Annotated in this window: 23 protein-coding genes and 1 pseudogene; 12 read left to right on the top strand and 12 right to left on the bottom strand. The window is 66.2% G+C overall.

What is annotated here, in order from left to right:
* Nucleotides 1–18: 18 nt before the first annotated feature.
* From CRP27_RS02955 to CRP27_RS18405, 7 genes and pseudogenes are all read left to right on the top strand, one after another.
* A complete protein-coding gene (locus tag CRP27_RS02955; protein WP_097179237.1) occupies nucleotides 19–882 on the top strand; it encodes an antitoxin VbhA family protein in 864 nt (287 codons plus the stop codon).
* Nucleotides 870–1130: a hypothetical protein gene (locus CRP27_RS02950; RefSeq protein WP_097179236.1), complete on the top strand. Its 261-nt coding sequence runs from the start codon at nucleotides 870–872 to the stop codon at nucleotides 1128–1130. The genes CRP27_RS02955 and CRP27_RS02950 overlap by 13 nt, the downstream gene beginning before the upstream one ends.
* Nucleotides 1130–2158, top strand: a complete 1029-nt coding sequence (locus CRP27_RS02945; protein WP_097179235.1) for a hypothetical protein — start codon at nucleotides 1130–1132, stop codon at nucleotides 2156–2158. Before CRP27_RS02950 ends, CRP27_RS02945 begins: the two co-directional genes overlap by 1 nt.
* Complete coding sequence (locus CRP27_RS02940; protein WP_097179234.1) at nucleotides 2158–2715, top strand: hypothetical protein; 558 nt, start codon at nucleotides 2158–2160, stop codon at nucleotides 2713–2715. The genes CRP27_RS02945 and CRP27_RS02940 overlap by 1 nt, the downstream gene beginning before the upstream one ends.
* Before the next feature lie 612 nt (nucleotides 2716–3327).
* The gene (locus CRP27_RS02935; RefSeq protein ID WP_097179233.1) at nucleotides 3328–3813 is read left to right on the top strand and encodes a TIR domain-containing protein; all 486 of its coding nucleotides are present in this window, start codon (nucleotides 3328–3330) and stop codon (nucleotides 3811–3813) included.
* A gap of 1 nt (nucleotide 3814) precedes the next feature.
* Nucleotides 3815–4129, top strand: a pseudogene (locus tag CRP27_RS18410) (HIT domain-containing protein); the annotation flags it as partial.
* 78 nt (nucleotides 4130–4207) lie between these two features.
* Nucleotides 4208–4744 (top strand): hypothetical protein, encoded by a 537-nt coding sequence (locus CRP27_RS18405; protein WP_255257449.1) that lies wholly within the window; start codon nucleotides 4208–4210, stop codon nucleotides 4742–4744.
* A gap of 398 nt (nucleotides 4745–5142) precedes the next feature.
* On the opposite strand, the gene CRP27_RS02925 is transcribed toward CRP27_RS18405, so the two are convergent.
* Genes CRP27_RS02925 through CRP27_RS17900 form a run of 3 tightly spaced genes read right to left on the bottom strand, consistent with a single transcriptional unit; the run spans nucleotide 5143 to nucleotide 6600 of the window.
* Nucleotides 5143–5382, bottom strand: a complete 240-nt coding sequence (locus CRP27_RS02925) for a hypothetical protein (protein WP_141399669.1) — start codon at nucleotides 5380–5382, stop codon at nucleotides 5143–5145.
* A 33-nt stretch (nucleotides 5383–5415) separates the two neighbouring features.
* The gene (locus CRP27_RS17905) at nucleotides 5416–6219 is read right to left on the bottom strand and encodes a hypothetical protein (protein WP_141399668.1); all 804 of its coding nucleotides are present in this window, start codon (nucleotides 6217–6219) and stop codon (nucleotides 5416–5418) included.
* Nucleotides 6220–6225: 6 nt separating this feature from the next.
* Nucleotides 6226–6600 (bottom strand): hypothetical protein, encoded by a 375-nt coding sequence (locus tag CRP27_RS17900; protein ID WP_141399667.1) that lies wholly within the window; start codon nucleotides 6598–6600, stop codon nucleotides 6226–6228.
* Nucleotides 6601–6853: 253 nt separating this feature from the next.
* Between CRP27_RS17900 and CRP27_RS02915 the strand changes: the two genes are divergently transcribed.
* From CRP27_RS02915 to CRP27_RS02905, 3 genes are all read left to right on the top strand, one after another.
* Nucleotides 6854–8016, top strand: a protein-coding gene (locus CRP27_RS02915; protein WP_097179229.1) for an IS3 family transposase whose coding sequence is annotated in 2 segments (ribosomal slippage) — nucleotides 6854–7136 and nucleotides 7136–8016 — 1164 coding nt in all. Because the reading frame shifts where the segments join, the coding sequence is not laid out codon by codon here.
* 742 nt (nucleotides 8017–8758) lie between these two features.
* Nucleotides 8759–9547, top strand: coding sequence for a CPBP family intramembrane glutamic endopeptidase (locus CRP27_RS02910; RefSeq protein ID WP_097179228.1), 789 nt, complete (start codon nucleotides 8759–8761; stop codon nucleotides 9545–9547).
* Between the two features lie 226 nt (nucleotides 9548–9773).
* Nucleotides 9774–10382 (top strand): hypothetical protein, encoded by a 609-nt coding sequence (locus CRP27_RS02905; RefSeq protein ID WP_141399666.1) that lies wholly within the window; start codon nucleotides 9774–9776, stop codon nucleotides 10380–10382.
* A gap of 305 nt (nucleotides 10383–10687) precedes the next feature.
* Here CRP27_RS02905 and CRP27_RS18095 read toward each other — a convergent pair whose 3' ends face one another.
* From CRP27_RS18095 to CRP27_RS02880, 5 genes are all read right to left on the bottom strand, one after another.
* Complete coding sequence (locus CRP27_RS18095) at nucleotides 10688–10993, bottom strand: hypothetical protein (RefSeq protein WP_176505439.1); 306 nt, start codon at nucleotides 10991–10993, stop codon at nucleotides 10688–10690.
* Nucleotides 10994–11251: 258 nt separating this feature from the next.
* On the bottom strand, nucleotides 11252–11884 hold the full coding sequence (locus CRP27_RS02895) for a hypothetical protein (RefSeq protein WP_097179225.1): 633 nt from the start codon (nucleotides 11882–11884) through the stop codon (nucleotides 11252–11254).
* 222 nt (nucleotides 11885–12106) lie between these two features.
* Nucleotides 12107–12775 carry a GAP family protein gene (locus CRP27_RS02890; RefSeq protein ID WP_097179224.1) on the bottom strand — a complete coding sequence of 223 codons (669 nt, stop codon included), beginning with the start codon at nucleotides 12773–12775 and terminating at the stop codon, nucleotides 12107–12109.
* A gap of 38 nt (nucleotides 12776–12813) precedes the next feature.
* A complete protein-coding gene (locus CRP27_RS02885; RefSeq protein WP_097179223.1) occupies nucleotides 12814–13071 on the bottom strand; it encodes a DUF6458 family protein in 258 nt (85 codons plus the stop codon).
* 50 nt (nucleotides 13072–13121) lie between these two features.
* Nucleotides 13122–13982: a mechanosensitive ion channel family protein gene (locus CRP27_RS02880; RefSeq protein WP_097179222.1), complete on the bottom strand. Its 861-nt coding sequence runs from the start codon at nucleotides 13980–13982 to the stop codon at nucleotides 13122–13124.
* Between the two features lie 262 nt (nucleotides 13983–14244).
* On the opposite strand from CRP27_RS02880, the gene CRP27_RS02875 reads away from it, so the two are divergent.
* Nucleotides 14245–16119 (top strand): alkyl/aryl-sulfatase, encoded by a 1875-nt coding sequence (locus CRP27_RS02875; protein WP_097179221.1) that lies wholly within the window; start codon nucleotides 14245–14247, stop codon nucleotides 16117–16119.
* A 935-nt stretch (nucleotides 16120–17054) separates the two neighbouring features.
* Here CRP27_RS02875 and CRP27_RS02865 read toward each other — a convergent pair.
* From CRP27_RS02865 to CRP27_RS02855, 3 genes are all read right to left on the bottom strand, one after another.
* The gene (locus tag CRP27_RS02865) at nucleotides 17055–18008 is read right to left on the bottom strand and encodes an HAD family phosphatase (RefSeq protein WP_097179219.1); all 954 of its coding nucleotides are present in this window, start codon (nucleotides 18006–18008) and stop codon (nucleotides 17055–17057) included.
* Nucleotides 18005–19579 carry a SulP family inorganic anion transporter gene (locus CRP27_RS02860; protein ID WP_255257443.1) on the bottom strand — a complete coding sequence of 525 codons (1575 nt, stop codon included), beginning with the start codon at nucleotides 19577–19579 and terminating at the stop codon, nucleotides 18005–18007. The genes CRP27_RS02865 and CRP27_RS02860 overlap by 4 nt, the downstream gene beginning before the upstream one ends.
* Nucleotides 19580–20160: 581 nt before the next feature.
* A complete protein-coding gene (locus tag CRP27_RS02855; protein ID WP_097179217.1) occupies nucleotides 20161–22488 on the bottom strand; it encodes an arylsulfatase in 2328 nt (775 codons plus the stop codon).
* 429 nt (nucleotides 22489–22917) lie between these two features.
* Here CRP27_RS02855 and CRP27_RS02850 point away from each other — a divergent pair, with 429 nt between their 5' ends.
* Nucleotides 22918–23799, top strand: coding sequence for a formylglycine-generating enzyme family protein (locus CRP27_RS02850; protein ID WP_255257442.1), 882 nt, complete (start codon nucleotides 22918–22920; stop codon nucleotides 23797–23799).
* A gap of 340 nt (nucleotides 23800–24139) precedes the next feature.
* Here the strand turns inward: CRP27_RS02850 and CRP27_RS02840 are convergent, their stop codons facing one another.
* On the bottom strand, nucleotides 24140–24964 hold the full coding sequence (locus tag CRP27_RS02840; RefSeq protein WP_369680006.1) for an alpha/beta hydrolase: 825 nt from the start codon (nucleotides 24962–24964) through the stop codon (nucleotides 24140–24142).
* Nucleotides 24965–25279: the final 315 nt, after the last annotated feature.

Below are 25279 nucleotides of genomic sequence, written 5' to 3'. Positions count from 1 at the left end.
CTCTTGGAGGTACCGCTGATGATGCGACTGGTCTCCCTGCACCTCTCCAACGACCGCATCCTCTGGGGGCACGTCCTCCTCGAGGACACCGACAACCCGGACGCGCACCTGGCGCAGATCCTCGTCCGCCCCATCGACAAAGAACCCGGGTACGAGCTCTACGACAAGACCAACACGGCCCTCACGGACCTGACCGTGCCCGCGGTACGAGAGGCGGACCGCATCGTGCAGACCCTCCTCATCCCCGCCTCCGAAATCGCGAAGCGAGAGAAGGCGGTGCGGGCGGTGATCCACTCCGGATACTTGGAAGGGTTCCCGGACGACATGCCGTGGCAGTCGCAGCTGTGGATGTACGCCCGCGGTGAGGTCAGCCTCGACCAGGTCCACGCGTACGCCGACGAAGGCCGACAGATACCCCGCGTGCCCGGCGTCACTCCCGCCGCCGCTGCCGACGTTCCAGAAGACTGGTGGCAGCAGACGCAGGCCCGAATCCGACGGCACCTGCTCGAGACGACTCTCACCGAAGGGGAAGCCGCAGCGGCCCTGCAGGTCAGCGTCGACGAGGTTGGGGAGCTGTTCGGGTCGAACCGGCTGCTGAGCTTCGACCTCGACGGCGAAGAACGCATCCCCGACTGGCAGTTCGTGAAGCCTGCTCTACCGCAGCACGGTGACCCGTCGTCGCTCCTGCCCGGCCTCGACGTGCTCTACGCGGCGGCACCGCAGCCGCTCCTTGACGCGGCGGCGATGACGGAGTTCATGACCACACCCCGCACCTTCCTCACCGTCAACGACGAACCACTGACACCGTTGACCTGGCTCCTTCAGGGGCGGCCGCTCGCGACGATCATCGCCCTGTTCCGCGGACGGCAGTGGCGATCGTGACCGCCCGGCCGGACCTGTTCCTCATCAACGTCGCCTTCGACCTGCACGGCGTCCACGGACACATGTACTTCCGCGACCCACCCGACCCTGAACTCCGACAGGTAACCGTCCACGGGACCGGGACCGCTGCCGAGTACCGGCTCGAACCCGCCCACGGGGACACCCGGGACGGGTGGGAGCCGTTCCTCACCGAAGCCAGCTGGCTGATGGCACTCATCCGCCCCGACACCCCCGAAGAACGCAGCTGATGGGGCCCGCACTCGAATGGGTCGCGGCCGCCTACAGCGGGCGGCCGCAGATCACGATGCCCTACGGGCTCGGCGACACCACCGACCTCACCGACACCCTCACCGTCCTGAAACTCGCAGGACTCACCGCTGTCGTGGAGTCGCACGACACGATCCGGCTCGCCGACGGCCGCCGGGCACGGTTCCCGACGCTGACGCAGCAGCCCCGCGACGAGCCGGGCGTTGATGCCGACCTCCTGCTGCTGGCGCCGCGGACAGTGACGGTGACGCAGATCGCGCTCGCGGAGCAGACCGAGACGGTGCTGCTGGTCGACGTCGACCGACGCCGCGTGTGGATCGACGGCAAACAGGTCCTTGGCGTGCACGACCGGTGGAAGGACGCCGCACCCATCTACGTCACGTTCGCGGTCGCACGGATGCTCGCCGTCAACGGCAGCTCATTCGACGGGCTCGTCCACGCAGGACTCACCCCCGGGCAGGTCGATGACGCGCTCGCCCGGCTCGGGAAACGCGTACACCGGACCGACATCGGGTGGGAATCACGGAAGATCGGCGGACTCATCGACTTCGCCATCGCCTGCTACCCCGGACCCGGCGGCGTCAGAACCCGATGGACCTCCGACCTGCCACTCGTCGAGCAGGCAGAACGGCTCATCAGCGCGGGCTGCCGCATCTCCGGCCGCGCCATCTCCGAACGACCCGGCTACCCGGCAATCAGCAAACGAGACATGCCGTATCGGCTGGTCGCTTTCACCGAAGACGTAGTTGACATGGCCGGGCTCGGCTTCGAAGCCGACACGGTCGGGTACTCGGGGACCGAGCTGGTTCGCCCGGCCGACCCCACGGTCTTCCTCACCGCAGCCGCCGCCGGCTACACCGACCGCACCGACGACATCATCACCGCCAACACGCTCCTCCGCGCAGACATGCGCAACGACGACGACGCAGCCTCGCTTCAGGAAGTTCGCGACCGGCTGCAGTTTCTCGCCGACACCGGATACGACCTGCGACACAATCTGCTCAACTGATGACCTTCGACCTCCTCCTGCCGTCGACTGGTGTCTCCCTCCTCTCGCAGCTTGAGAACGCGCTGGCCCCGGAGCGCAGTGAAGAGCTCTGGTACCACGACCGCGAAACGAACGCACAGTGGGAACGCCTCGCCGGTCTCCAGCAGGCTGAGGACGTTGTGCGGTCACGGACCCCGAAGAACCCGTGGGCGGGAATCGGCCGGTTCTCGGCCATGAATCAGAACGGCGAGTTCGAGCAGGTGCACCTCTTCGAGGTCCTCGGCTGGGCCGACCGCGTCTACGTCTGCGGCGACGTCTCCCGCACCGCATCCCAGTGGCGGTGGAGCAGCTGGCCGGTCGACGCGTTACGCCGTGAGCTCACGTGCGGGACGGTCGGACCCGCCTGGTACCAAGCCGCCGTCTACGAGCAGCGAGTCGTTACCGTCAACGACGCCCTCACGCAACTCCGCCCCGCCCTGCACGCCATTGAGCAGGTCCAGGAGCAAGTGCGCGGGTACATCTGGTTGCCACGAGAGAACGACCTCGCACCGAACGAGCACCTCCGCGTGCCGCTTTGAACGCACTCTACGGACGAGGATCCCGGGCCGGGTTCTCCGCCACTCGATGATGGACGCTGCTGCGCCAGACCCAAGCCGCGAGCTTCGTCTCGCCACGCCCCCTCCACCCAGACCGCATCGCGCGTCATGCTGCGAGCCACCGCATCATCACTGCGAATAAGCGGTCCGGAAGCGGGAACCAGACGTACATCGGTATCGGCTCATCGAGCTCCCGCACCTCGGAGCCGCGCGCCGCCTCCTCCAAAGAGAATTGCTGCGGCGGCACCCAACGACCCGAACGACGACTACCCACAACCCGGGTCGTACGAACCGGGACCGACGTTCGTATGACGCACCGTCATTGAGACGGGCACCGGACCACCTATGCGAGACAGGACCTCACACAGCGGCGAACTAGGATCCGATGCGCTCCGTAAAGGACCGGCTATCGAGACGGTAGCCGGGCGATAGGAACACGTCGCGACGATCGGTAGCGGTGAGCCGCGTGCTGCCAGCCGCGCGCAAGCTGCTGGCTGGCGTTCCAGAACGCTTCATGTACGACCATAGGGCCAACCTGCCGCTATGCTCAGCAAACAGCGAGAGTGTCTCGCTTTTCTGCGATAGGACCCGATTATGGCAACAAAGACCGTCTTTTATTCTTTCCACTACGAGCGCGATGTGAATCGCGTGCAGCTGGTCCGAAATCTCAATATTCTAGATGGCCAGCCGCTTCTCAATGCGCAGGAATGGGAATCCAAGCGTAACGCTGGACCCAAGGCAATCGAGAACTGGATTGCCAAGGAAATGCTGTATAAGCGTGTTGTGGTGGTTCTCATCGGTCAGGAAACCGCCGGGCGCGAGTGGGTTCAGTACGAGATCGCTAAGGCATGGCAGGATCGGAAGCCCCTGGTTGGTGTTCGAATTCACGGCCTGTCGTCTTTCGGGGTCGCGGACCAGGCTGGCGCGAACCCGTTCGACGAGGTGGAAGGTGTGTGGGGAATTCCGGTGTTCGACCCGACCGCGACTGACTGGTGGGGCAAAATTGACACGAAGTCCACTTATGCGAACTTGACACAGAACCTGGAAAGCTGGGTAGCGCAGGCAAAGGCACGCCCGTAATATGGGGAGTGAATGCCCATTCTGCGTCATTGTTGCGCAGAATGACCCAGACGTTCGCGAGGTGTATCGCGACGAGCATGTTGTTGCGTTCTTTCCAGATGAGCCAGCAACTCTCGGCCATGTACTCGTAATTCCGCGGTCACACGTTCCAAAGGTCTGGGAACTAAGCGACGATACCGCGACGCACCTGACGCGAGCAGTGCTCCTCCTGTCCAGAGCTGTGAAGCATGCCCTGGAACCGTCTGGCTTGAACCTGATTCAATCCAACGGCGAATCAGCGACGCAGTCCGTACCCCATCTGCACGTGCATGTCGTGCCGCGTAACGAGGGGGACGCAATGGGGCGAATATGGCCGCGGGAAACAAGTTTTTCGGAGGCGGTCAAGAATAAAGCCATGCTCGATGTCCGCCATGCAATCGAGCGAGAGGCGCATGAAGCATCCGTCCCGGTGACGCCAGAGGATCGACGGAAGCACCTCGACTATCTACAAGCCGTTGTCACGCGGCAGGCCGCATCGTCCGCGGCGGCGAAGGGGTGGGTGCTCCCGGTGGTGACCGCTACATACGGCTTTGCCCTGACGCAGCGCGCTTGGCCGCTAGCTTTCCTGGGGCTACTGGGTCTCCTTTTATTCGCGTACCTGGACGCGCATTACCTGAACACGGAGCGTCGATTTAGGAAGCTATATGTCATCGTAGCGCAATCGCTCCGAAGCGTTCCGTTGTTCACTTTGAACCCAGACGATGCCGATGATCCAGTGGAGGAAGATTCTGATGGATCAGTCAATCGATGGCAGCGCTTGAAACGGAAGTACGTTCCTGGCCGAGATATCTGGTACTCCTGGTCAATCGCGCCGTTCTATGGGGCGCTTGCGCTGCTCGGTGTAGGAGTGATCGTTGCAGTTATCTGGCGATATGGATTAGACGCTGGCTGAGTGCTGGTTGCAAGCCCGGGCGGCGGAGAGGCTTCACTGCAACAGGGACTGCACCGCGTTTCACAGATCGAACTGCTTACCGCCCGCGAGGAGCGCGCCCACTTTCTTGTACCGGTAGTTGGTCGCGCCAGGCACACCTGCGACAAGCAATTGTACACCGCTGACCAGGCGGCAATCGTCTGCACTCGTCGCCTTCCAGTCCGAGGGAGGTCCGACCGGTGAGCCTTCGCAGGTGACCACATAACGGTGGCCCGTATCGGGCTCGACATCGAACTGCTGTACATAATCGAGGTTGGCGTCACGGTCCAGGCTTGGCCCTGCACTGACACTGCTCTGATGTTCGCCTGCACCGCTCGAGCTTCCTCGCTCTTCGAATCCAGTAACCAGTCAACGATCCCTCAGCGGCCGTGTGGGAGCGACAGGTGTCGCGGCTGCTTCTTCTCGAACTTGTTCCAGTAGCGGGACAGGGCCGCCTGGCCCGGCCGAGCCGTGGTGAACACGACAACAGCGAACCCGGCGAAGATGACTGAAAATGCGACGAGTCGATCGAACCGGCCGTCGGAGAAAGCCATCAACACGAAGCCGGCGATCATCACCAGCACACCGGGTATCACGAGCACACCGCGGCGAACGGTCATGAGCGGACCCCCATTCGGGCCTCAGCCGGTAGGTCAGGTGCCAACAGGCGGAGCCGGAGGGTCATCTCGATCGCCCGGCTCTTCCGCATCGTCGGGCTCTGAGCTGACGAACGCCATCAGGGCTGCGCTGAGGTACGGTTCCGAGCCCGGGATCCGAACTGCCTTCCCATTGATGATGAACTCCGGCCCCTCATACGCAGCCGGCTCGTCACGCGAAACTCGACGTGCAGTTGCGTTGATACGGCCTCGCCGTCGTGCATCACGCAGAGCAGCCGTCAACAGCTGAGACAGTCCAGCGTCTAATGGCACCTCGTCGACCGCTGTCGCAGCGGACTGCGCCGCATCCTCTCGCGATAGTCCGAGGCCCACGAGCGCGGACTGAACTCGCTGTGCGCGTTCCTTGGTGAACCGTCCGCTGGCAACTTGTCGTCGATGCTCTTGCTCGTATTCCGACGCCGCGCTTCGCGCTCGCACGGTGAGATCGCGGAAGGAATCGCCGGCGGTCGCCGGGTCCGCGGCCGCGGCAGCACCTATGTATGCCGACGCTCGGTCGAATCCTTCGGCACGCAGCACGTCCTCCAGCGCGACGGCAAGCATCACGGCGCCGACGGCACCGGGAGCCTCACCAGGCGACGGCTCTTCACTCCACGCCCTCGAGTACTCGACGCCAACTTCCGGTTCCGTGACGTCTTGGATCTCGTCGTCGACGACCTGCACGTCGGGGCCGAGCTGGCCGGCATCCTCGAGCGCCCAGGCCGGCGCACTATCGCCCAGCAGCTCGAGCGCGCGACGTTCGAGCTCGAGCGCCATCAGGTGTTCGCGTTTGCTGATCCGCATCGCGGCCTACTTCCCGAGTACTGCGCGTGCGAGTGCGAGCGCGCGCATCTTGTCCGCCTCGTCGACCCAGGGCAGCTCAATGAGCAGTCGTGCTGCGTTGAGTCCTACACGCCGGCGGACTCGGTCGCCCTGCATCGCTGTGTCGATTGCCCACTGCAGCTGCGCCCACCCCTCGGAGCGGCGACGGTCAGCCTGCTCTTCCCGGCCGCGGCCCTGCTCGACCCGGGCGTCCTGCCGTTCCTTCACGAACCGGACGAGCGCGAATACTCCGGTTACGGCGCCGGTTAGGAGGGCCAGGGCGGCCGCGACAACCGCTGCGAGGACGGTGGCGATCGGGCCGGCTGTCCACTCGCCGCTGGCGAGGGTCGTCATCGCTTCCACACGTGCACTCTACGGCGGTGCCGGTCTCCTGGCGGGATCGTCTATCGGGGCACACGGCTCAGTAGTCGGGGTCCTGACGGTCTTGATCCTGACAGGGCAGCATCCGGCCAGCGACGAGCGAGAGGACACCGCCGAAAACGAACACAAGGACGACAGCCCACCACGGGTTGCGCCGGTGTTGCTGGGGGCTGCTGCAGGTTTGGTTGACTCCTGACAGGTAGGGGTATTGGCTCCTGCTGGAAGGATGTGCGCCATGGTGAAGGCGTATCCGGAAGAGTTCCGCCGCGACGTGGTCGCGGTCGCCCGGAAGTGCGAGACGTCGGTGCGGCAGGTCGCGAAGGACTTCGGGATCTCGGAGACATGTCTGGCCCGGTGGTTGCGGCTCGCGAACCGCGACGACGGCATCGGCGCCGCGGCGTCGCCGTCGGTGAAGGCGGTCGAGCAGGCGCAGCTGCGTGAAGCGCAGAAGCGGATCCGGCTGCTGGAGCAGGAGAACGAGATCCTCCGCCGGGCGGCGGCGTACTTCGCCCAGTCGCAACTCCCAAAATGATCTACCCGCTGGTCCTCGAACTCGCCGACGATCGGATTCCGGTCGCGGTGGCCTGCAGGGTCCTGGGCTTTTCCAAGCAGGCGTTCTATCGGTGGCGTGCCGCCCCAGTCTCGCAGCGGGACTGGGACGACGCGCATCTGACCAACGCCGCCGTCGACGCGCACCGCGACGACCCGACGTTTGGCTACCGGTTCATCGCCGACGACCTTCACGCGGCCGGCCATGCAGCATCCGAGCGTCGTGTGTGGCGGTTGTGCTCGGCGCAGCGGCTGTGGTCGTTGCATGCGAAGAAGCGCGGCCTGACGCGGAAGGCCGGGCCGCCCGTGCACGACGACCGGGTCCGGCGTGCGTTCACGGCACCGGATATCGATCGACTGTGGCTGACGGACATCACCGAACACCCGACCGGCGAGGGCAAGCTCTATCTCTGCGCGGTCAAGGACGCCTGCTCGCGCCGGATCGTGGGCTACTCGGTCAGCGATCGGATGCGCTCCTCGCTCGCGGTCGCGGCTCTGCAGATGGCGGTGCAGCGGCGGAGCCCGGCAGGGACCGTCGTCCACTCGGACCGGGGAAGTCAGTTCCGGTCGAAGAAGTTCGTCCGCGCGTTGGGCGACGCCGGGCTCCTCGGATCGATGGGCCGAGTCGGCGCGTGCGCGGACAACGCCGCGATGGAATCGTTCTTCGCGCTCTTGCAGAAAAACGTCCTGAACCGGAAACGTTGGGCGACGCGGGAGGAGCTCCGGCTGGCGATCATCACCTGGATCGAGGCGACCTACCACCGGAGACGACGTCAACGTGGTCTCGGGAAGTTGACCCCGATCGAGTACGAGACCATCATCAACCCACGGGCCGCACTCGCGGCCTAAACGAACGAGTCAACGAAACCTGCAGCAGTCCCGGCTGTGGGAAGAATACACGTGGGGGTCGCGACGGGTCAGCGCTGCGTGTTTCCTTGCCACTCAGGTGCTCTCGAAGGATTTGGACGCGACCACGATGGCGTCCCGCGGGATGTTGTTCAGCGATAAGTCGTGAGCCGTGATTTCGTTGTCGTCCGCCAGCTGACTTGTCCGACTGCCACACAACGTGTCCGAAATATCGAGATGGACAGGCTGTTCGGCAGCGACGACGGGCGAAGTCGCACTCGGGGGCCGTGCCGAGTGTCCCCGGCTGCACGACTGGCCGACTCCCGTCGCCCGCGCTAATTCGCCATCGACCCGGGGACCACGAGAGGCGACTTCGACCTGTAGCACTCGAGGCGCCTTCACCGGGCCTTCTTGCGGGACAGGTGTACGGGAAGACCGAGGTCAGGTCGTGGTTGTCGTACCAAAGTGCGTGTCGGTGGACGACTTTCTATTGAGACGAATCCTGTTCAAGCTGTCGTCTGTGCTGGCCCTTCCCTCGGTCTAAGCGTTCTTCATAGGATGCTGAGCAAGCGGGACGTGCGCCGTCGGGGACGTATGCCGCCGTTCGAGATAGGGCATCATGCGCTCACCGTCAAACAAGACAAGGCACGGCCTCCGAGTACGACGCAGCACCCGCTGTGACGAGACCGTCACGGCTGCTCTTGCCCTTGGTACTGACTGCCGACGCCCTGAATCGAGATCCTGAATGCAGCTCCGTGTCCGTCCCCGCGTCTGGATCGGCGTCGTCATCGTCGTCGGGTACGTCGCCCTCGTCTCGCTCACCCAGCAGCTCTCCGGGGTGCCGTACCCGGACCTGGGCGACAGCGGCAGCACCCTCTTCCGCGGCGTCGGCATCTCGTTGGTCCTCGGGACCGTCGCTCTGGCGATCGTCACGACGCTGCTCGGCTGGTGGCGACCGGCGATGCGCGACCGCCACCGCGCGACCTCGCGTTGGCCGCTCATCGCGCCGGCGCTGATGACCGTCCTCCTCGTGCTGAACCTCGTCGGCACCGACTGGGCTGCCTACAACGTCGGGTTCTTCGCCGCGTCCCTCGTCCTGCTGCTCGTCGGCTTTACCGAGGAGATCGCCACCCGCGGCCTGCTGGTCACCGGGCTCAGGTCCCGCCTCGGGGAGGGATGGGTGTGGTTCCTGTCCTCGCTCGCCTTCGGGCTCATCCACTACGCCAACGTCGTCAACGGCCAGGACTTCGGTCGCACGAGCTTCCAGGTGCTCTCCGCGTTCCTGTTCGGCACGGTGCTCTACATCCTGCGGCGCGTGACGGGGACCCTCTTCTGGGCGATGGTGCTGCACGCGCTGTGGGACTTCGCGGTGTTCGCCACGGGGAAGGGCACGCCGTCGCCGATCACGAACATGGGCGGGCTGGAGCTCGCGGTCGGGGTGTTCGCGCTCGTCGCGGTGTGGTGGGTCATCCGTGACTCGAACGAACGCCTGACGGACATCGTCCTTCGTCGCCACGCGGGGTATTCGCGCTAAGCGCAGATGCTCAGAGCGGTTCCCGGAAGGCGGGCCTGCCCGCGCACAGTGCCCCGGCGCGGCGGGCGTCTAAGCGTCGAACATGCAGCAGTCCCTATCGACCGCGACGCGTTGCTTGGCAGCGATGACGAAGGGGCCCTCGGTGACCCCGGGATGAAGCCGAGGTCGCGCAGATCGGGCGATGCACACTTCCGAGCTGACTGCGAGGGTCGGTCCGGAGGTAGCGATGAACGAGCCGCATTACGAGTCACACACCCCGCACTGGATGCGGATTCGTATTCGTCATGGAGACCGGCGGCTCGAGACAGCGGCGGTCGTGGCGGCACTGGCTGGCGCTGCCGGCGGCGTCGTTGCTGGCTTTGCGAGTCTCGCGGTTCATCAGTCCGACATGTCGGCGGTTGGCACATTCGTTCGGATGGAGGTGCTGTTGAACAGCATTTGGATATGCGGGGTGGCGGTCATCACACCGTGGCTTGGCGTCGGTCCTGGACGCCGCTTCGTGCTCGCCACCGCCGGTGCGGGGACGCTGTTGCTCCTGGTGTCAACGAGGCTCGGCCCCGCCGGCACGGGAGCGCTGCTTGTCGGCGCGGGTTCGGCGCTGATCCTGGTTGGTGTTGCGTGGTGGACTGTCGCCGGGGCGGTCGCGACAGCCGCTCACCGCTCCTGCTGGCTCGCGGTGTCAGGCGCACATGCAGCCTGCGGCGTGGTCCTCATCGGCTTCGCACAGCTCCACGACGGCGAAGTCCTCGTGCTTGCCGCTGGGACGTACGTCTGGTTGGGCGTTGGGACGATCGCAGCGGTCTGCATGTCTCGGCTGCGGCTCGGCGATTCGTAGTCTGACGCGCCGTCGGATGTTGATCGGGAACACAATGAGGAGGATCACCGCGACGGCCGCGCGGAGCAGCGCCGGCACCAGGAGGGCATTCTTTCACCAAGCCGCGATATACACATCGCGAGAGTGCGTCCCTGCGTAGGGTGCAACCAAGGCCAGGGTGGCGTCGTCGACCACCACGTTGCGTCGGACGGATCCGCTTCACGCGGGTGAACTGGCTGCTTGTGCTGTGTCCGCCATGTGCGAGCCGGTCGAAGAACGCACAACGAGTTCAACGGTTGCGCATCTCTCAGCTCGTGATCATGCATCTAATTCGTACTCTTGTGACGCCGACGGTGGCGCGAGTCCTCGAGCCGCGTGAGCACGCCCGTTGCGATTGCCGAGAGTATCCAGATCAGCAAGCTCGCCCCGATCCAAGTCTTCCAGCCGTCGAGCTGTAACCCGCCTCCTACTGCCGCGGCGATGAGAAGCGCCAAGAGGGTCGCAACGACCATTCCAAGATATGCCAAGAGACCGAGCAACCTGCGGAGCACGTGAGCGATGAGGAGCAGCGCGCTTTGAACGACCGCGAACACGACGATCGTCACGACGAACCCCAAGGCCGTGAGGTGCATACCAGGGAGAATAAGCGCCGTCGAGAGCAGCCCGACGCTCGATGAGCACAGCAGGACCAAGGCGTGACGCAATAACCACATTGGACAAGCATCGGTGAGTGAATCACCGGGGAGTTCACCTCGTCCGGGTGAACGACCGCCGACTTCTTCCAGGGCATCACGAACGTGACGACTCTGCCAACGCGTGATCGTCCTGCTCTCCAACTTCGCGGGCATGAACGAACACACACAGAGCCGGCTTCGTGTGCTGACGTGGTTCTAGATGTTGATGGGGAAGATGGCGAGGAGGACGATGCCTGCTGCCGCGCCGACGAGCGCTGTGGTGAGCAAGGCGGTGCGTCCCCAGTCCTTGAGGTCGCGTTGGGACAGCGCGGTGAGGAACAGCACGAGGGCGAAGAGCACGGTCAGCAGGGTGTAGTTGTCAGAGAGCTGATTCGTCTCGAGTGCTCGAGCAAATCGCACGTCCGCGCGGTGATTGAGCTCCTCAGCGCGCCCCGCACCTTCGGGGCTGTAGGCCTTCGTCGCGAAGGGCCCGTTGTCTGTCTTGCCGTTGGCTTGCCACTGCTCGAATGCTGTCCGGAGCTCTGGGGAGAAGCGCTTCTCGACGTAGTCGCGCAAGGTCTGGTCGTTCCGGCCGTCGGCGAGGACCCACTGCACCCAGAGGGTGAGGTCCCACTGTCGAGCGTCCCGCGCCTGGGACGCCGCGTCGGCCGCTTGCACGCGGGCGCTGGAGGCTTGGCTGAACGAGATCGACATCTCGCCGCTCCACTTCGAGGCTTGGAACCCGCACCAGGCGGTCAGCACGGCGGTGAGGGAGAGGAGGATCACGGTGACGAGGTCGCGTCGCTGCCGCCAGCGGCCAGCACGTTCTGCTCCGGATGCAGCTGACATGGCCTGCCTTTCGGTGGGGACGAGGCCGCGAGGCCGGGCGGATCAGGGTCGACGCCCGGCCCCGGGCGGCGGTCACCTGCAGAGGCGCAGGGAACGCTGCTCTTCGTTCCGCGCCCACGCCGTCAAGGAGAGGACAGCCGACGGACCCGCAATCGGTGACCAGCGCCAGCGTCGTCGCGTGAGTCAATCGTGTCATCGCCCGATCGGGGTGAACACGGTGCTTCACGTCCGTCCGAGACCGGCGCCCAGCACCATCACCCCGATGAGGACGAGCACGACCACGGTGACGGTGTGACCGTTGTTCATGATCCATCGGCTCGCCGCTTCGAGCCAGGCGGACGCATGGTCGCGTCCGACGAAGGCGACGGCCACCGGCCCGGAGACGGTGCTCGCCCCGATCACGACGACACCGAGGGCGAGCATCGTCGACTGGCCGAACTGAACATCGGCGGACGCGATGATCAGGCCCGCTGCGCCGATCAGGAGCATGGACTTCGGGCGAATGTTTACCAGGATCCCGACCAGGAGACCCGTGACCGGACCGACCCGGGTCAGCCAACCGGAGAAGCGGTGGACGCTCGTGCCGAGTCGTCCGCTGTCTCCTCCGCGCCACACCGCGATCGCGGCGAGTGCGAGGCATGCGACGCCAACTGCGATCTCGATCCACCCGATCCGACCACCGGACGGCGGGGAACGGTACCCGGTCGACAGGGGCAGCGCGGACGCGCACAGCATGAGCGCTGCCATTCCGCACGTGTACCCGATGGCGAAGAGGACCGGTGCGGAACGCCTCGGATTCTGGAGCAGCAGCGTCAGGACACAGACGATCGGCACCGAACTCAGCGCGAGGGCCGCCGCGATGGGTAGGAGCTGGCCGATGGCCGCGAGCATGGTGCCCCGTCACGGACGATGGCGAGTCAACCGGCCGGTCATGCCTCCGGACCGCCTTCCTCGGTGCTGCGGCGCACGATCCGCTCGCCGGTCACCGGGTCCACGGCGACCGTGTAGGTCGATTCGATCCGGTGACGACGGAGCCGACTGACGATGCCGAAGACGAGGACGACTGCGCCGGCTCCCATCAGGATGTACCCGATGAGTTGGATGTCGACGCGGACGAGCTGGAAGTCCAAGGCGAACGCCAGGATCGCTCCGATCACTAGGAGGGAGATGCCGCCGCCGATGCTCATGGTTCCTCCCGAACCGCTGTTGGTCGTGGTCTCGTGTTATCGAAGCCGGTTCATGCCCGCCGCGGATCGCCCGAGAAAGGTGATCCGTCGGGCGGTGCCGGGGAGTTCCGCACCCACTCCACTGCGCCGAGTCGCCGCGACGACACCCAGCCGACGTGCCCCTGGGTGCTGAGGGCGGAGGAGATCTCCCGCACACTCGCCGAGCGGAGCTCCTCTCGCTCGTCGTACGTGCACCAGAACCGCAAACAGAGGTCGACCTGCTCCGGTCCGTCCGTCTCGAGGAGCAGTTGTCGTCCGCTCTGTGGTACGACCTCGGCGACCGCGGTCTCCACGAGGGTGAGGGCGGTGTCGGCGTCGACCGGCGTGGTGATGCGCACCCAGATCTCGCTCCGGACCGAGCCGGACTCACTCGCGTTCACGAGCGGCTGCTGCAGCAGCATGGTGTTCGGCAACCGCACCGTTCGGCCATCGGAGGTGTGCAACAAGACCGTCCGTCCGCTGAGCTCGACGATGCGGCCGCTCCAGCCGTCGACCTCGATCGTGTCGCCCATCCGCACCGGTCGACGCGCCTGGATGACGATGCCGGCACCGAAGTTCGAAGCGATGCCACGCAACGCCAGCACAGCGACCGTGGCGACGATGATGACGGCGGCGAGCACCGGTTGCAACGGTGCGCCGAGGATCGACAGGACCACGCCGATGGTCAACAAGAGGATGGCGTATCGGACGGCCCGCGACAGCAGGTTCGTCATCTCGGCGCTCATGCCGCTCCACCGTTCGAGGAGCTTCCGGGTGCCTCGGCGACCCCAGCCCGACGCGAGCCACCCCACGACGACGACGACCGCGGCGAGGGCGACGTCCCACCAGTCGAACGACGACTTCTTGAGCAGGTTGTTGATGAGGTCCTGCATCCACCTGCCTCCCGCCGCCGCTTGCCGGTCCTCGGAAATGACCACGATCCTCCTGACGTCGCCGCCGGCCGTCCCCCGTTTCGGATGAGGTCGCGGCGCTGCCCGCCAACCGTCGGGCGGCGACGCGGATCACCCCACATGGGCGAGGCCCCGGCGCGGACCGCGGGTCAGAGTGGCGGGGATCGCCGCGTGACGCCGTCCGAGCGGCCGGTGATCCGCCGCGTCGATCAGCGGCGCCGACCGCGACCAGGAGGAGCAGGACATGAAGCAGAACGACGCGACAGGAGCGATCCGCCAGCAGCACGCGGGCCTGCTGCAGTCGCTCCCCATGCACGACCGGCGCGACTTCGACAACGCCGACCGGGGCTTCATCGCCGCGTTGACCCCCGGGCTCGTCCGTGACGACTCAGGCGACGTGGTCTGGGACGGCGACGCGGCCGCGTACTTGCACGGTGAGGCACCGGACACCGTCAACCCGAGCCTCTGGCGGCAGTCCGTCCTGGTCGCGAAGCAAGGACTCTTCGAGGTCGTCGACGGCATCTACCAGGTGCGAGGCCTGGACCTGTCGAACGTGACCTTCGTCGAGGGCGACACCGGCGTGATCGTCATCGACCCGTTGATCTCGGCGGAGACCGCCGCGGCTGCCCTGGGTCTGTACCGGGAGCACCGTGGGGCGCGCCCCGTGGTCGCCGTGATCTTCACCCACAGTCACATCGACCACTTCGGCGGCGTGCTCGGCATCACCACGAAAGAAGACGTCGCATCGGGGAAGGTGCAGGTGATCGCACCGGAAGGCACGGTCGCTGAAGCAGTGGCAGAGAACGTGTACGCCGGAACGGCCATGGGCCGCCGGGCCGGGTACATGTACGGCGCAGCGCTCGAGCGCGGCCCAGCGGGCATGGTCGGCGCCGGCCTCGGGTTGACCACCTCAACCGGGCACGCGGCTATCATCGCGCCGACGCTGGAGATCACGACCAGCGGGGAGCGGCACACCATCGACGGGCTCGAGGTCGAGTTCCAGATGGCGCCGGGAACCGAAGCGCCCGCTGAGATGCACTTCCTGTTCCCCGGACGTCGGGCGCTGTGCATGGCGGAGAACGCCACACACACGCTGCACAACCTCCTGACCCTCCGCGGCGCGCTAGTCCGCGACCCGCACAGCTGGTCGCGGTACCTCTCCGAGGCGATCGAGCTCTTCGCCGACCGGACCGACGTCGTGTTCACGTCGCACCACTGGCCGACGTGGGGTGCAGACGAGATCCGCGAGTTCCTCGAGCTGCAGCGTGACCTGTACGCGTACCTGCACGACCAGACGCTCCGCATGCTCAACCGCGGACTCACCGGCGCGGAGATCGCCGAGGAGATGCAGTTGCCACCCGCGTTGGAGAACGCCTGGCACGCCCACGGCTACTACGGATCCGTCAGTCACAACGTGAAGGCGATCTACCAGCGGTACATGGGCTGGTTCGACGGCAACCCCGCCCGCCTCTGGCCGCACCCGCCGAAGCCCCTCGCGGAACGGTACGTCGACGCCATCGGAGGACTCGACCGCGTCGTCGAACTCGCGCAGGTCGCGTACGACGCCGGCGACTTCCGGTGGGCGGCCACACTCCTCGACCACGCCGTGTTCGCCGATCCCGACCACGGTCGGGCGAGGGCACTGTACGCCGACACGCTCGAACAGCTCGCGTACGGCTCCGAGAACGGCACCTGGCGGAACTTCTACCTATCCGGCGCCACCGAACTGCGGGGCGACAACTTCGGCACGCCCACGACGACCAACGCGCCGGAGATCCTCGCACAGCTCACCGCGCCGCAGCTGTTCGACGCGATCGCGATCACCGTCGACGGACCCCGCGCCTGGGACCTGCACCTGGCACTGGACATCGTGCTCGAGGACGAGCAGACCTCGTACCGTCTCACCCTGCGCAATGGTGCGCTCGTGTACGTCGAGAAGGCAGCCGACCCGAACACTGCGAACGCCACCCTGACCCTGACGAGGAACCGGCTGCTCCGCCTCGTCGGCGGGGACACCAGCGGGAACGGACTGCAGGTCGACGGCGACCAGGCCGTGCTGTCGACACTGCTGTCCGTCCTGCAGCCTGGAGACCCGGCGTTCAACATCGTCGTGCCGTAGCTCGTCACTCAATGGCCGGAGGCTTCCGGCAGTACCCCGAATCAGCGGGACGCGACCGACAGCGTCCGACAGAGAGTTGCGGTCGCCCCCGCGAACACGACCGACCGCCACCCGGCATGGGGTGAGATCCGCGGTCCGGCCGTCAGGACTGGATGTAGATCCATTTCGCCGTCTGGGGGTGATCGGGCTTCTGCAGCCAAGATCGTGAACGAGTCCGAAGCGCCGTTGGGAGTGTGAGTTCCGTCGCCCGGCTCAGCACGCGGGCTCCCGACGATCCCGAGCACGGCAATGCTGCCGGTTTTCTGGGGGCGAGTCGAGTGGACGGTCGTCGCTTCCTCGCGTTGGCGTCGGTTCGCGCAACGGGCGCCAAGACCGGCTCCGTTCGGAGTTGCGCTTCTCATCTCTCGTCTGGGTTGTCATACAGACGACGCTGTCGAGACCGGTCGCGACGCGTGAGGACAGCGCTTGCGGTCACGGAGAGTACCCATATCAGCACGCTCGCCGCTAGCCATGTCTTCCACTCCTCGATCTGTAGCCCGCCTCCTACTGCGGCGGCGATGAGCAGAGCCACGAGGGTGGCAAGAACCATCCCGAGGGACGCCATGAGGCCGAGCGCTCGGCGGACGCGCGAGCAACGACGAGCAGCGTGCTCTGCGTGACCGCGAAGACCACGATCGTGATCAGGAACCCCAGGATTGTGAGGTGCATGCCGGGGAGGACCCGCGCCGCTGCGAGGAGCCTGACGCTCGACGAACAGAACAGGATCAGGACATGGCGCAGTAACCACATGGTTCGAGCATCGGTGACTCGATCGCTGCGGGGTCCGCCCGGTTCGGTTGAACGACCGGAACTCCCGAGGGCACTCCGTGCTGAAGTGCAGGGCGCGTCGCATTGGCGGAGCACCGATGTCAGAGCGGTCGCGACGGAGAGGACCATCAATGGAGCGACGTCGGTACAGCCCGTTCCGTCGGCATCGGTCGTACGAACACGCGAGCCCAGTCGTCGCGAACGCTCACCACGGTGATGTCGGACCGGTCTGCAGCGTGCAGGATCTGACCGGCGCCCTCGTCGTAGGGAGCGTCTCCACGCCCTGTGTCGTCATCATGGTGGATGAGTAGTCGCAGTGCGCGGTGGGCGGGCCCGGCGTACTCGAGCATCTCGCGGTCCCCATCGGAGTTGCCGACGGCGACGACTGGGCGCCGTCCGATCCGGCTCCAGATCCGTGTCGGCTTCTCCGGTCCGTCGTCGAAGAACGCCATCGTGTCCCCGTACCTGACGTCGCTGTTTGAGTACTTGAGTCCCATGGCGGTGCCGATGACCTGTTCGGGTGGGATTCCGTAGTTCAGCTCGGTCATCGGCCGCATGAAATCGCGTTCGCCTGCCGACACGACGTAACAGGTGAAGCCGCGCGATCGGAGCCACTCGATGAGTTCGACCATCGGCTGGTAAACGGTTTGCGCATACGGCACGCCCAGCGTCGGGTGGAGTGCGCTCGCGTAGAACGACGACACGATCTCCGCGTACCGTTCGACACTCATGTCGGCGGTCACTCGGACGACTGCAGCGAGGAGCGCCTGCAGGTCGGCATCATCACCTGCGGCGTGCTTCTCGAGGGCCCTGCCGAACCACGAGTGATCGCCAGTTGAAGCGGCCAGGTACGGCTGAGTACGTCGAAGCGCGGGATCGTGCTCGGCGGCTGACGCCCAGCGGCCGATCAGCCAGTGGAGCTGCGTCGGCATCGGCTTCTCCGTCCAGAGCGTGCCGTCGTTGTCGAACACTGCGACTCGGTCGGAGACCGGCAAAGCGTTGCGACCACTCGTGACTCGATCGACGTAGCGTTCGATGACGTCCCGTGTGTGGCCGTTCCGCCACGAGTTGAGTGTGCTCACGAGCTGCTTTCCTCTCTCGGCTCTGACTGCTGTGCGGCGTCGCTCGGTCCTGGATGGCTCGGGAGGAGCTTGCTCGACCTCGCCGCGGTCAAGGCGCTGTCGAGGTCCGGGTGGACACGCCCGGTCGCGGCGAGTCCGCGGAACCACTCCGTACGGCGCGCGGTCGCGGTCGCTTCTTCGGGCAGCGCGGCGATAAACAGCGTGACGCCGCGTGTGGTGAGTTCGCGGTCGAGATCGGCGAGGCCTTCGAGCACGGTCACCGAAGTGACGTACATCTGTGGAAGCTCGAGGACGACGACGTCCGTCGAGCCATCATCGCTGACGAGCGCGAGGACAGCGCGTTCGTACTCGAGCACGTTTGCGGTGTACACGGAACCATCGATCCTGGCCGTGAGGACGGCGCCGAACCTCGGGCCAGGTGTCAGGCGCACCCGACGGAGCTCCCGGAGGACGAGGAAGAACGTTCCGAGCACTCCGACAAGGACTGCGGGGAGGAGCCCTGCACTCAGCCCGACCGCAGCCGTGACGGCAGCGAGACAGAAATCTCGTCGACTCACGCGGGCGAGGTCCGCCAGCGCTCGGAGGTCGATGAGGCCGATCACCGCCGTGAAGACAAGCGCGGCCAACGTCGCGGCCGGCATGGCGGCGAGCACCGGCCCGAGAACGAGCGCCACCGAAACGGCCAGGGCGGCGGTGATAAGTCCGGACAGCTGGGTCCGAGCGCCAGAACGTTGGTTGACCGCGCTCTGCGAGAACCCGCCGGCGGCCGGAAGCGCCTGCGTCGCGGCGCTGGCGATGTTCGCGACTGCGGTTGCCAGGAGTTCCCTGTCGCTGTCGATCTGGGGCTCATCGGGACGGCGGATGCCCCTGGCGACCGCGGCTGATTCGAGGAACGCCATCGTGGCGATGCCCACAGCGCCGGGCAGCAGCGCTGGAACGAGCGTGAGGTCGGGAACCACCGGAACCGGGAAGCCCGAAGGGATCGCAGCGATCGACTCCACGCCGACGGACGGGAGGTCGAGCACGATGCTGGCGGTGATCCCACCCGCGACAACGACGAGCGGGCCGGGAACGCGCGGTGCCACCCGACGAAGGACGAGGAGCGACCCGATCGAGATTGCCGAGAGCACGACGGTCGGCACGTTCGCGTCACCGATCGCTTCGAGGGTCGCCACGAGGGAGCGGAAGAACCCTCGGCCGGATGGAGCGTCGTCGATTCCCAGCAGCTTCGGCACCTGACCGACGGCAACGGTGGCCCCGACGCCCACCTGCACCCCCACGAGCGTGGATCGGTTGATGTTCTCGACGAGCGAACCGAGGGAGAGGAACCTCGCCGCGAGAAGCACGAGTCCCACGAGCAGCGCAAGCGTCGCCAGTGCCCTGGTCGGTTCGTCCGACGTCGATGCGACGTTCGCCGAAACGAACGTGGTCGCCGTGAGCGTGGCGATCGTCGATGTCGTCGACACGCTCATCGAGCGGGAACCGCCGAGCACTGCGTACGCGACCATCGGAGCGATGCAGGTGTAGAGACCGACCTGTACTGGGAGGTCGGCGATCGTCGCGTAGGCCATCGCCTGCGGTACGACGACGGCGCCCGCCGCGAGGCCAGCAACGAGGTCACGGGTGAGCCATGCACGGTCGTAGCGGCGAAGGGTGGGTGCGAACCAATCCATCCGAAGGGCGTGGCCTTCGGATGACGTACCACTGCGCACTGCTCCGGCTGGCGACATGGGTTCATGGTCGCCGCGCGGCTCCTGCCGCGCACCACCCCTTCAGGGTGACCGGAACGAGCGGTCGCGACATCAGTGGATCGGAAGGTGACCACCATGTTCCGAGACCGTGAGGCGCCGATCGGAAGCTCTTGTGCGGGATCAGCGCGACGTCCGACCGACGCCGTCAGTGCATCCGCGTGAGCAGCGCCGTGAGGGGTGTCCCACGGGACGGGAAGGGGCCGGTCGTCGTTCGGTCGTCAGCTCATCCCCACTGCTCGAACGCTCGCCGCGCCGCAGCGTGGCGCGCGCATCACGTGCCTTCGCGGCGCTGGGGAACGTCGCGGGTGATCATGTCGGTCCGACCACTCGACCGTCGATGCCGGCCGCGGGGTCGGGCGCGCCTCGATCAGAATCGCACGACCGACCCCGCAGGGTGACTGCTACTCCCGGGCGAGCATGCCGCGAGCCTCGATCTCCTCGTCGACGTAGTGGTCACCAGCGAGGGAGACTGCGACGTGGTCGATGGTGATGCCCGACGAGCGGGATGTGGTGCCGTACCGCTGCGTGACCGGGTCAGCGGAATCACGTCCGACAGCGAGTCCTTCTCCCGCGAGTGCGAACTTGCCCGGTTGCGTCCGCAGCGGACCGGCTCCGACGGGCTGACCGTCGATGCGGAGGGTCAAGGTGCCGTTCGCGACGCCTCTGGGCTCCTCACCCTCCTTCGCGAACTCCGCCGTGATCGTGTGGTTCCCGACCGGGACGACTGTGTCGCTGGAGACGACGGTCTCGTCGATTCCGAGGAAGTTGTACACGTAGTACAGCCGACCATTGTCGAGGAACAACGCGTGACCTCCGAAGCGGCTGCCTTGCGCGAGCACGATTCCCGCGGCATCGGTGGAGTCGACGTCGACCACTGCCGAGATCGTGTAGGAACGGTTCCGGATGTTCGGTGCAACTCCCTCCGGAACCTCAGCTGTGCCGGGGTAGTACGTGTACTCGGTCCGGTGCGGTGCCACTTCCGGCCGGGTCTCGGTCAGCCGTTCGCGGGCGGTCCGGTCGTCGAGCGGGAAGACGTTGTTGCGGCCCGCGATGGCGAACCACATGCCGATCATCTCCGTGACACGTTCTGGCTCCTGTTCTGCGAGATCGTGCATCTCGGATCGGTCCTGATCGGTGTGGTAGAGCTCCCACACGTCGTTGCCGAAGCTCCCGACGCCGGACAGCGGTCCGTGGCGCGAGACGATCTTCCATCCGTCGTGGAACAGTGCCCTGCTCCCGAGCATCTCGTAGTACTGCGTGCGCCGGCGGGTCGGAGCTTCCGCGTCGGCGAACGTGTAGTCGAGGGATTCGCCCTGGATCGGAACCTGCGGGTACCCCTTGATCGTCTCGGGCGGTTCGACACCGAGGCAGCTGTAGATGGTGGGAACGATGTCGATCGCGTGGTGGTACTGGTCGCGGACCTCGCCAGCCACGTCGCGCATCCTTGCCGGCCACGCGATGATCAACGGGTCGGCGATGCCGCCCTCGAGCGTGTAGCGCTTGAACATCTTGTACGGGGTGTTGAACGCGACGGCCCACCCAGTCGGGTAGTGGTTGTAGGTCCCCGGGCCGCCGAGCTCGTCGATCTTCGCGAGGTTCTCTTGAAGGTCGTCGGGCCAGTTGTTGAAGAACTTGTTCTCGTTCACCGAGCCGTTCGGGCTTCCCTCACCGCTCGCCCCGTTGTCCGAGCACACGACGATGATCGTGTTGTCGAGCTGGCCCGACTGTTCGAGGTACTCGACGAGACGTCCGAGTTCGTGGTCCGTGTAGCTCGAGAACCCTGCGTACACCTCGGCCATCCGGACGAAGAGCTTCCGCTCCGCGTCGGACAGCTCCTCCCAGGGGCGCACCTGATCCGCCTCGGTGACGACTTCTGGTGCCGGCCACGGATTGATGGGCCCGAGTTCGGTGTCCAGCGGCACGATCCCCAGTTCCTTCTGCCGAGCGAGGGCGCCTTCCCGGTAGAGCTCGTATCCGTCGTCGAACACGCCCTTGTACCGGTCCGCCCACTCTGCCGGGGCGTGGTGCGGCGCGTGATTCGCGCCGAACGCGAGGTACATCAACCATGGCTTGTCCGGAGCGATCTGCTTGCCATCCCGGATGAATTCGATGGACTTGTCCACGAGGTCCTTCGACAGGTGGTACCCCTCTTCCGGCGAGGCAGGCTGGTCGACGGCGTGGTTGTCGTACACGAGGTCCGGGTACCACTGGTTCGTCTCTCCGCCGAGGAACCCGTAGTAGCGCTCGAACCCGCGACCGATCGGCCAGGTGCGCCGGGAGGACGCCATGTTGGACTCGTTCTCGGGCGTCAGGTGCCACTTGCCGACGCAGTACGTGTTGTAGCCCTCCTCGACGAGGACTTCGGCGACCGTCCCGTTTTCGGGCGGGATGACCGCGGACTGACCGGGGTAGCCCGCGGCACCTTCGACGATGCAGGCCATCCCGTTCATGTGTGCGTTCCGACCGGTGAGCAGGCTCGACCTGGTCGGCGAACACAACGCGGTGGTGTGCCAATTCGTGTAGCGGAGTCCGAGCTCCGCGATGCGGCTGAGCGTCGGCATCTCGATGCGGCCGCCGAACACGTCCCAGGCGGCGATGCCGGTGTCGTCCCAGACGACGTAGAGGACGTTCGGGGACCCGGGCCGTGCGGTCGGGGGCTGGAACGGCTCCCAGTCCGGGGTGGAATCGCGGACGTCCATGTTGATGACGCCGCGGAATGATTGCGACATGTCTCAGTCCTCACGCTCGATCGGCGGAACCGCGGTTCAGCGGGCCGCGGGACGTCGCAGTGTTCGCCCCGTACCACCTTCCGACCTCGCGTGCGGCGCGCCCTCGCCCGGAGCGGGTGAACCGCAGGATCGTGACCGTCCCGAGTCCGCCCTGCGACGCGCTCCCGCGGCTTTCACCCCGAGTGGGTGATCCGGACCACCGAGAACCGGTCGAATCTGTGCTCAGTGGTAGCCGGCGAGCACCTGCCGCGAGGGATGTGTCGGAACGAGCGAGGGGAACGGCCGATGAACGGGGAGACGCCCGGCGGATGCTGCGCTCCCAACGGCCGGATGATGCCGACCGGGTGGAACAGCACGACGACCTCCGGGCCGACTGATCCGCGGCACCGCGGGTCTTCGGCGACACGTCACACGATCGCCCAGTCTCGAGTGCCTGCGCAAACGTTCTGGATGGGCGATGCCCATGGTGACGCGAAGTGGGGCGACGGTGAGACGCCTGCGCACCCCGTCTCGCTGGACTCCTTCGACATCGACGTCACGAGTGTGACGAACGACGATTTCGCCCGGTTCGTCGACGCGACGCGGTACGTCACGGATGCTGAGCGCTTCGGGTACTCCGCTGTGTTCCACCTCGCGCTCGAAGCTCCACCCGAGGACGTCCTGGGACAACCCCCCGCCACTCCTTGGTGGTTCGGCGTGGCGGGGGCCGACTGGCGGCACCCAGGGGGGAGATGGTCGTCCATCGAGGAGCGCGGTGACCACCCGGTGGTGCACGTGTCATGGAACGACGCAGTCGCGTACTGTGCATGGGCTGGTCGCGAGCTTCCCACCGAGGCACAGTGGGAAGTCGCGTCACGTGGAGGCCTCGCCGCTGCTCGTTATCCGTGGGGCGACGAACTCCGCGCTGGCGGACGGTGGCAGGTCAACATATTCCAGGGCGTCTTCCCTGGGCGGAACACACTGGATGACGGGTTTCTCACGACGGCACCCGTTCGATCGTTCGACCAGAACGGGTACGGCCTCTGGCAGATGGTCGGAAACGTCTGGGAGTGGTGCGCGGACGTCTTCGACGTCGACACCTATGGCCGAGACGCAGCGCGCGGACGAGTCGAGAACCCCAAAGGTCCGCCCGCACGCTCATCTGAGGAGCCGCGAGTGATGCGTGGTGGGTCGTACCTCTGCCATGACTCCTACTGCAACCGCTACCGGAACTCCGCGCGGTCACAGAACACCCCGGACTCATCCATGGGCAATGCGGGCTTCCGCACCGTCAGCCGGACGCACACGCCCGGTCGGCAGGACGATCAATGAAGGCGTAGAGCTTCGGGAGGACTGCGGGGTGGGCGTGACGAGGATCACCGCACGACGCCGCCCGAGCAGCCGCTGATCGGCTCCGCACCCGTTCCAGGTGTGGACCGCGAGCAGGCGAGGAAGCCGCCCATCCGACACTGCGAAAGCTGCCCGGCCCTGCTGGAAGGCCCGGCGCTCTGGCTCGTCGGCGGGGACACCAGCGGAGACGGACTGCAGGTGGATGGCGACGAGACCGTGCTGTCAACACTACAGTCCGTTCTGCAGCCCGGAGGCCCGGCGTCCAACATCGTCGTGCCGTAGCTCGTCACTCGGCGATCGGGCGCACCGGTCGCTTCCCGCCTCAGCGGGACGCGACCGGCAGCGTCCGACCCCACCGCCGCACGGCCGTGTAGGCCTGCTCGCGGACGTCCGGTGCGGAGAGCATCACGTCGTGGAGCGCGTCGTGGACGCGGACGACGGACACGTCGTCGCCGAGCGACAGCGATCGGTGTGCGACGGCGTCGACGTTGAGTGCGACGTCCGAGCGGTTCATCTCCTCCGACCACTTGGGTGAGAGCAGACTGTGCGTACTCAGCAGCACCAGGGTGGGGGTGCTGCTGGCGAGTCCTTCCGCCAGTTGCGCTTGCCCTGCGAACACGGCCGAGAGCCATCCGGGATGAAGGGGAAATCCGCGCTCTGGCCGCCAGGACTGGTTGTAGGCCCATTCGCCGTCTGCGTCGCTCGACACCGTCCGCGTGTAGAAGCCGGGGTCGACGGTCGGCATCGGAGCAAGCGGATTGCGGCGTGCTCCGAGTTTCAGGATCGGCGCGATGAACTCGCGGGCCAGACTGCTCGCTTGGAACTCCAGCCATGGACTGTTGAGCATCAGCCCGGAAGCGATCCCCGGGTGGCGAGCGTTCCAGAGCGCGAGGGTGAGCCCACCAGTCGAGTGGCCGAAGAGGATCAGCCGGCGGCGACCGCTTCCTGTTTCGCCGTGGCCCATGACTTCCAGTGCGGCGGCGATGTCCTCGTCGTACGTCTGGAGGTCATCGACGTACCCGGGGGTCTGGTGCGGCAGCAGGCTCCGGCCGTACTTGCGGAGATCCACGGCGTAGAACCGGGCACCGAGCAGCTCGATGTGCTCCGCCATCTCGCGTTGGAAGAAGTAGTCCGACCATCCGTGCACGTACAAGACGTCCGACCGGCTGAGCGGCCGCCGGTCGGTCCGCGGTCGCACCGTGGTCCGCCAGCGACCGAGCGGGCGGTGCGTCGCGGTCCGGCGGACCAGTGTCGCGGTGACAGGTCCTTCGTCGTCGTCTTCGAGGGGGAGCCGGAGCGATTCGAAGTCAGCGCCCAGGACGTCGCGCGTCCACCGCGTTGTTGGGTGGTCATGGGGGCGACCTCGTGTCGACGGGGCGGGACTCACTTGCGGTGGCGGGGTTTGGTGGGGCTGTCCGAGGAGAGTCTGATCGGGGTTGTCGTGGTCGGCAGATCCCGACCG

The organism is Curtobacterium sp. 314Chir4.1, from assembly GCF_900215175.1.
Classification (GTDB): Bacteria; Actinomycetota; Actinomycetes; order Actinomycetales; family Microbacteriaceae; genus Curtobacterium; species Curtobacterium pusillum_A.
This window is presented reverse-complemented; position numbering and strand designations above follow the sequence as displayed.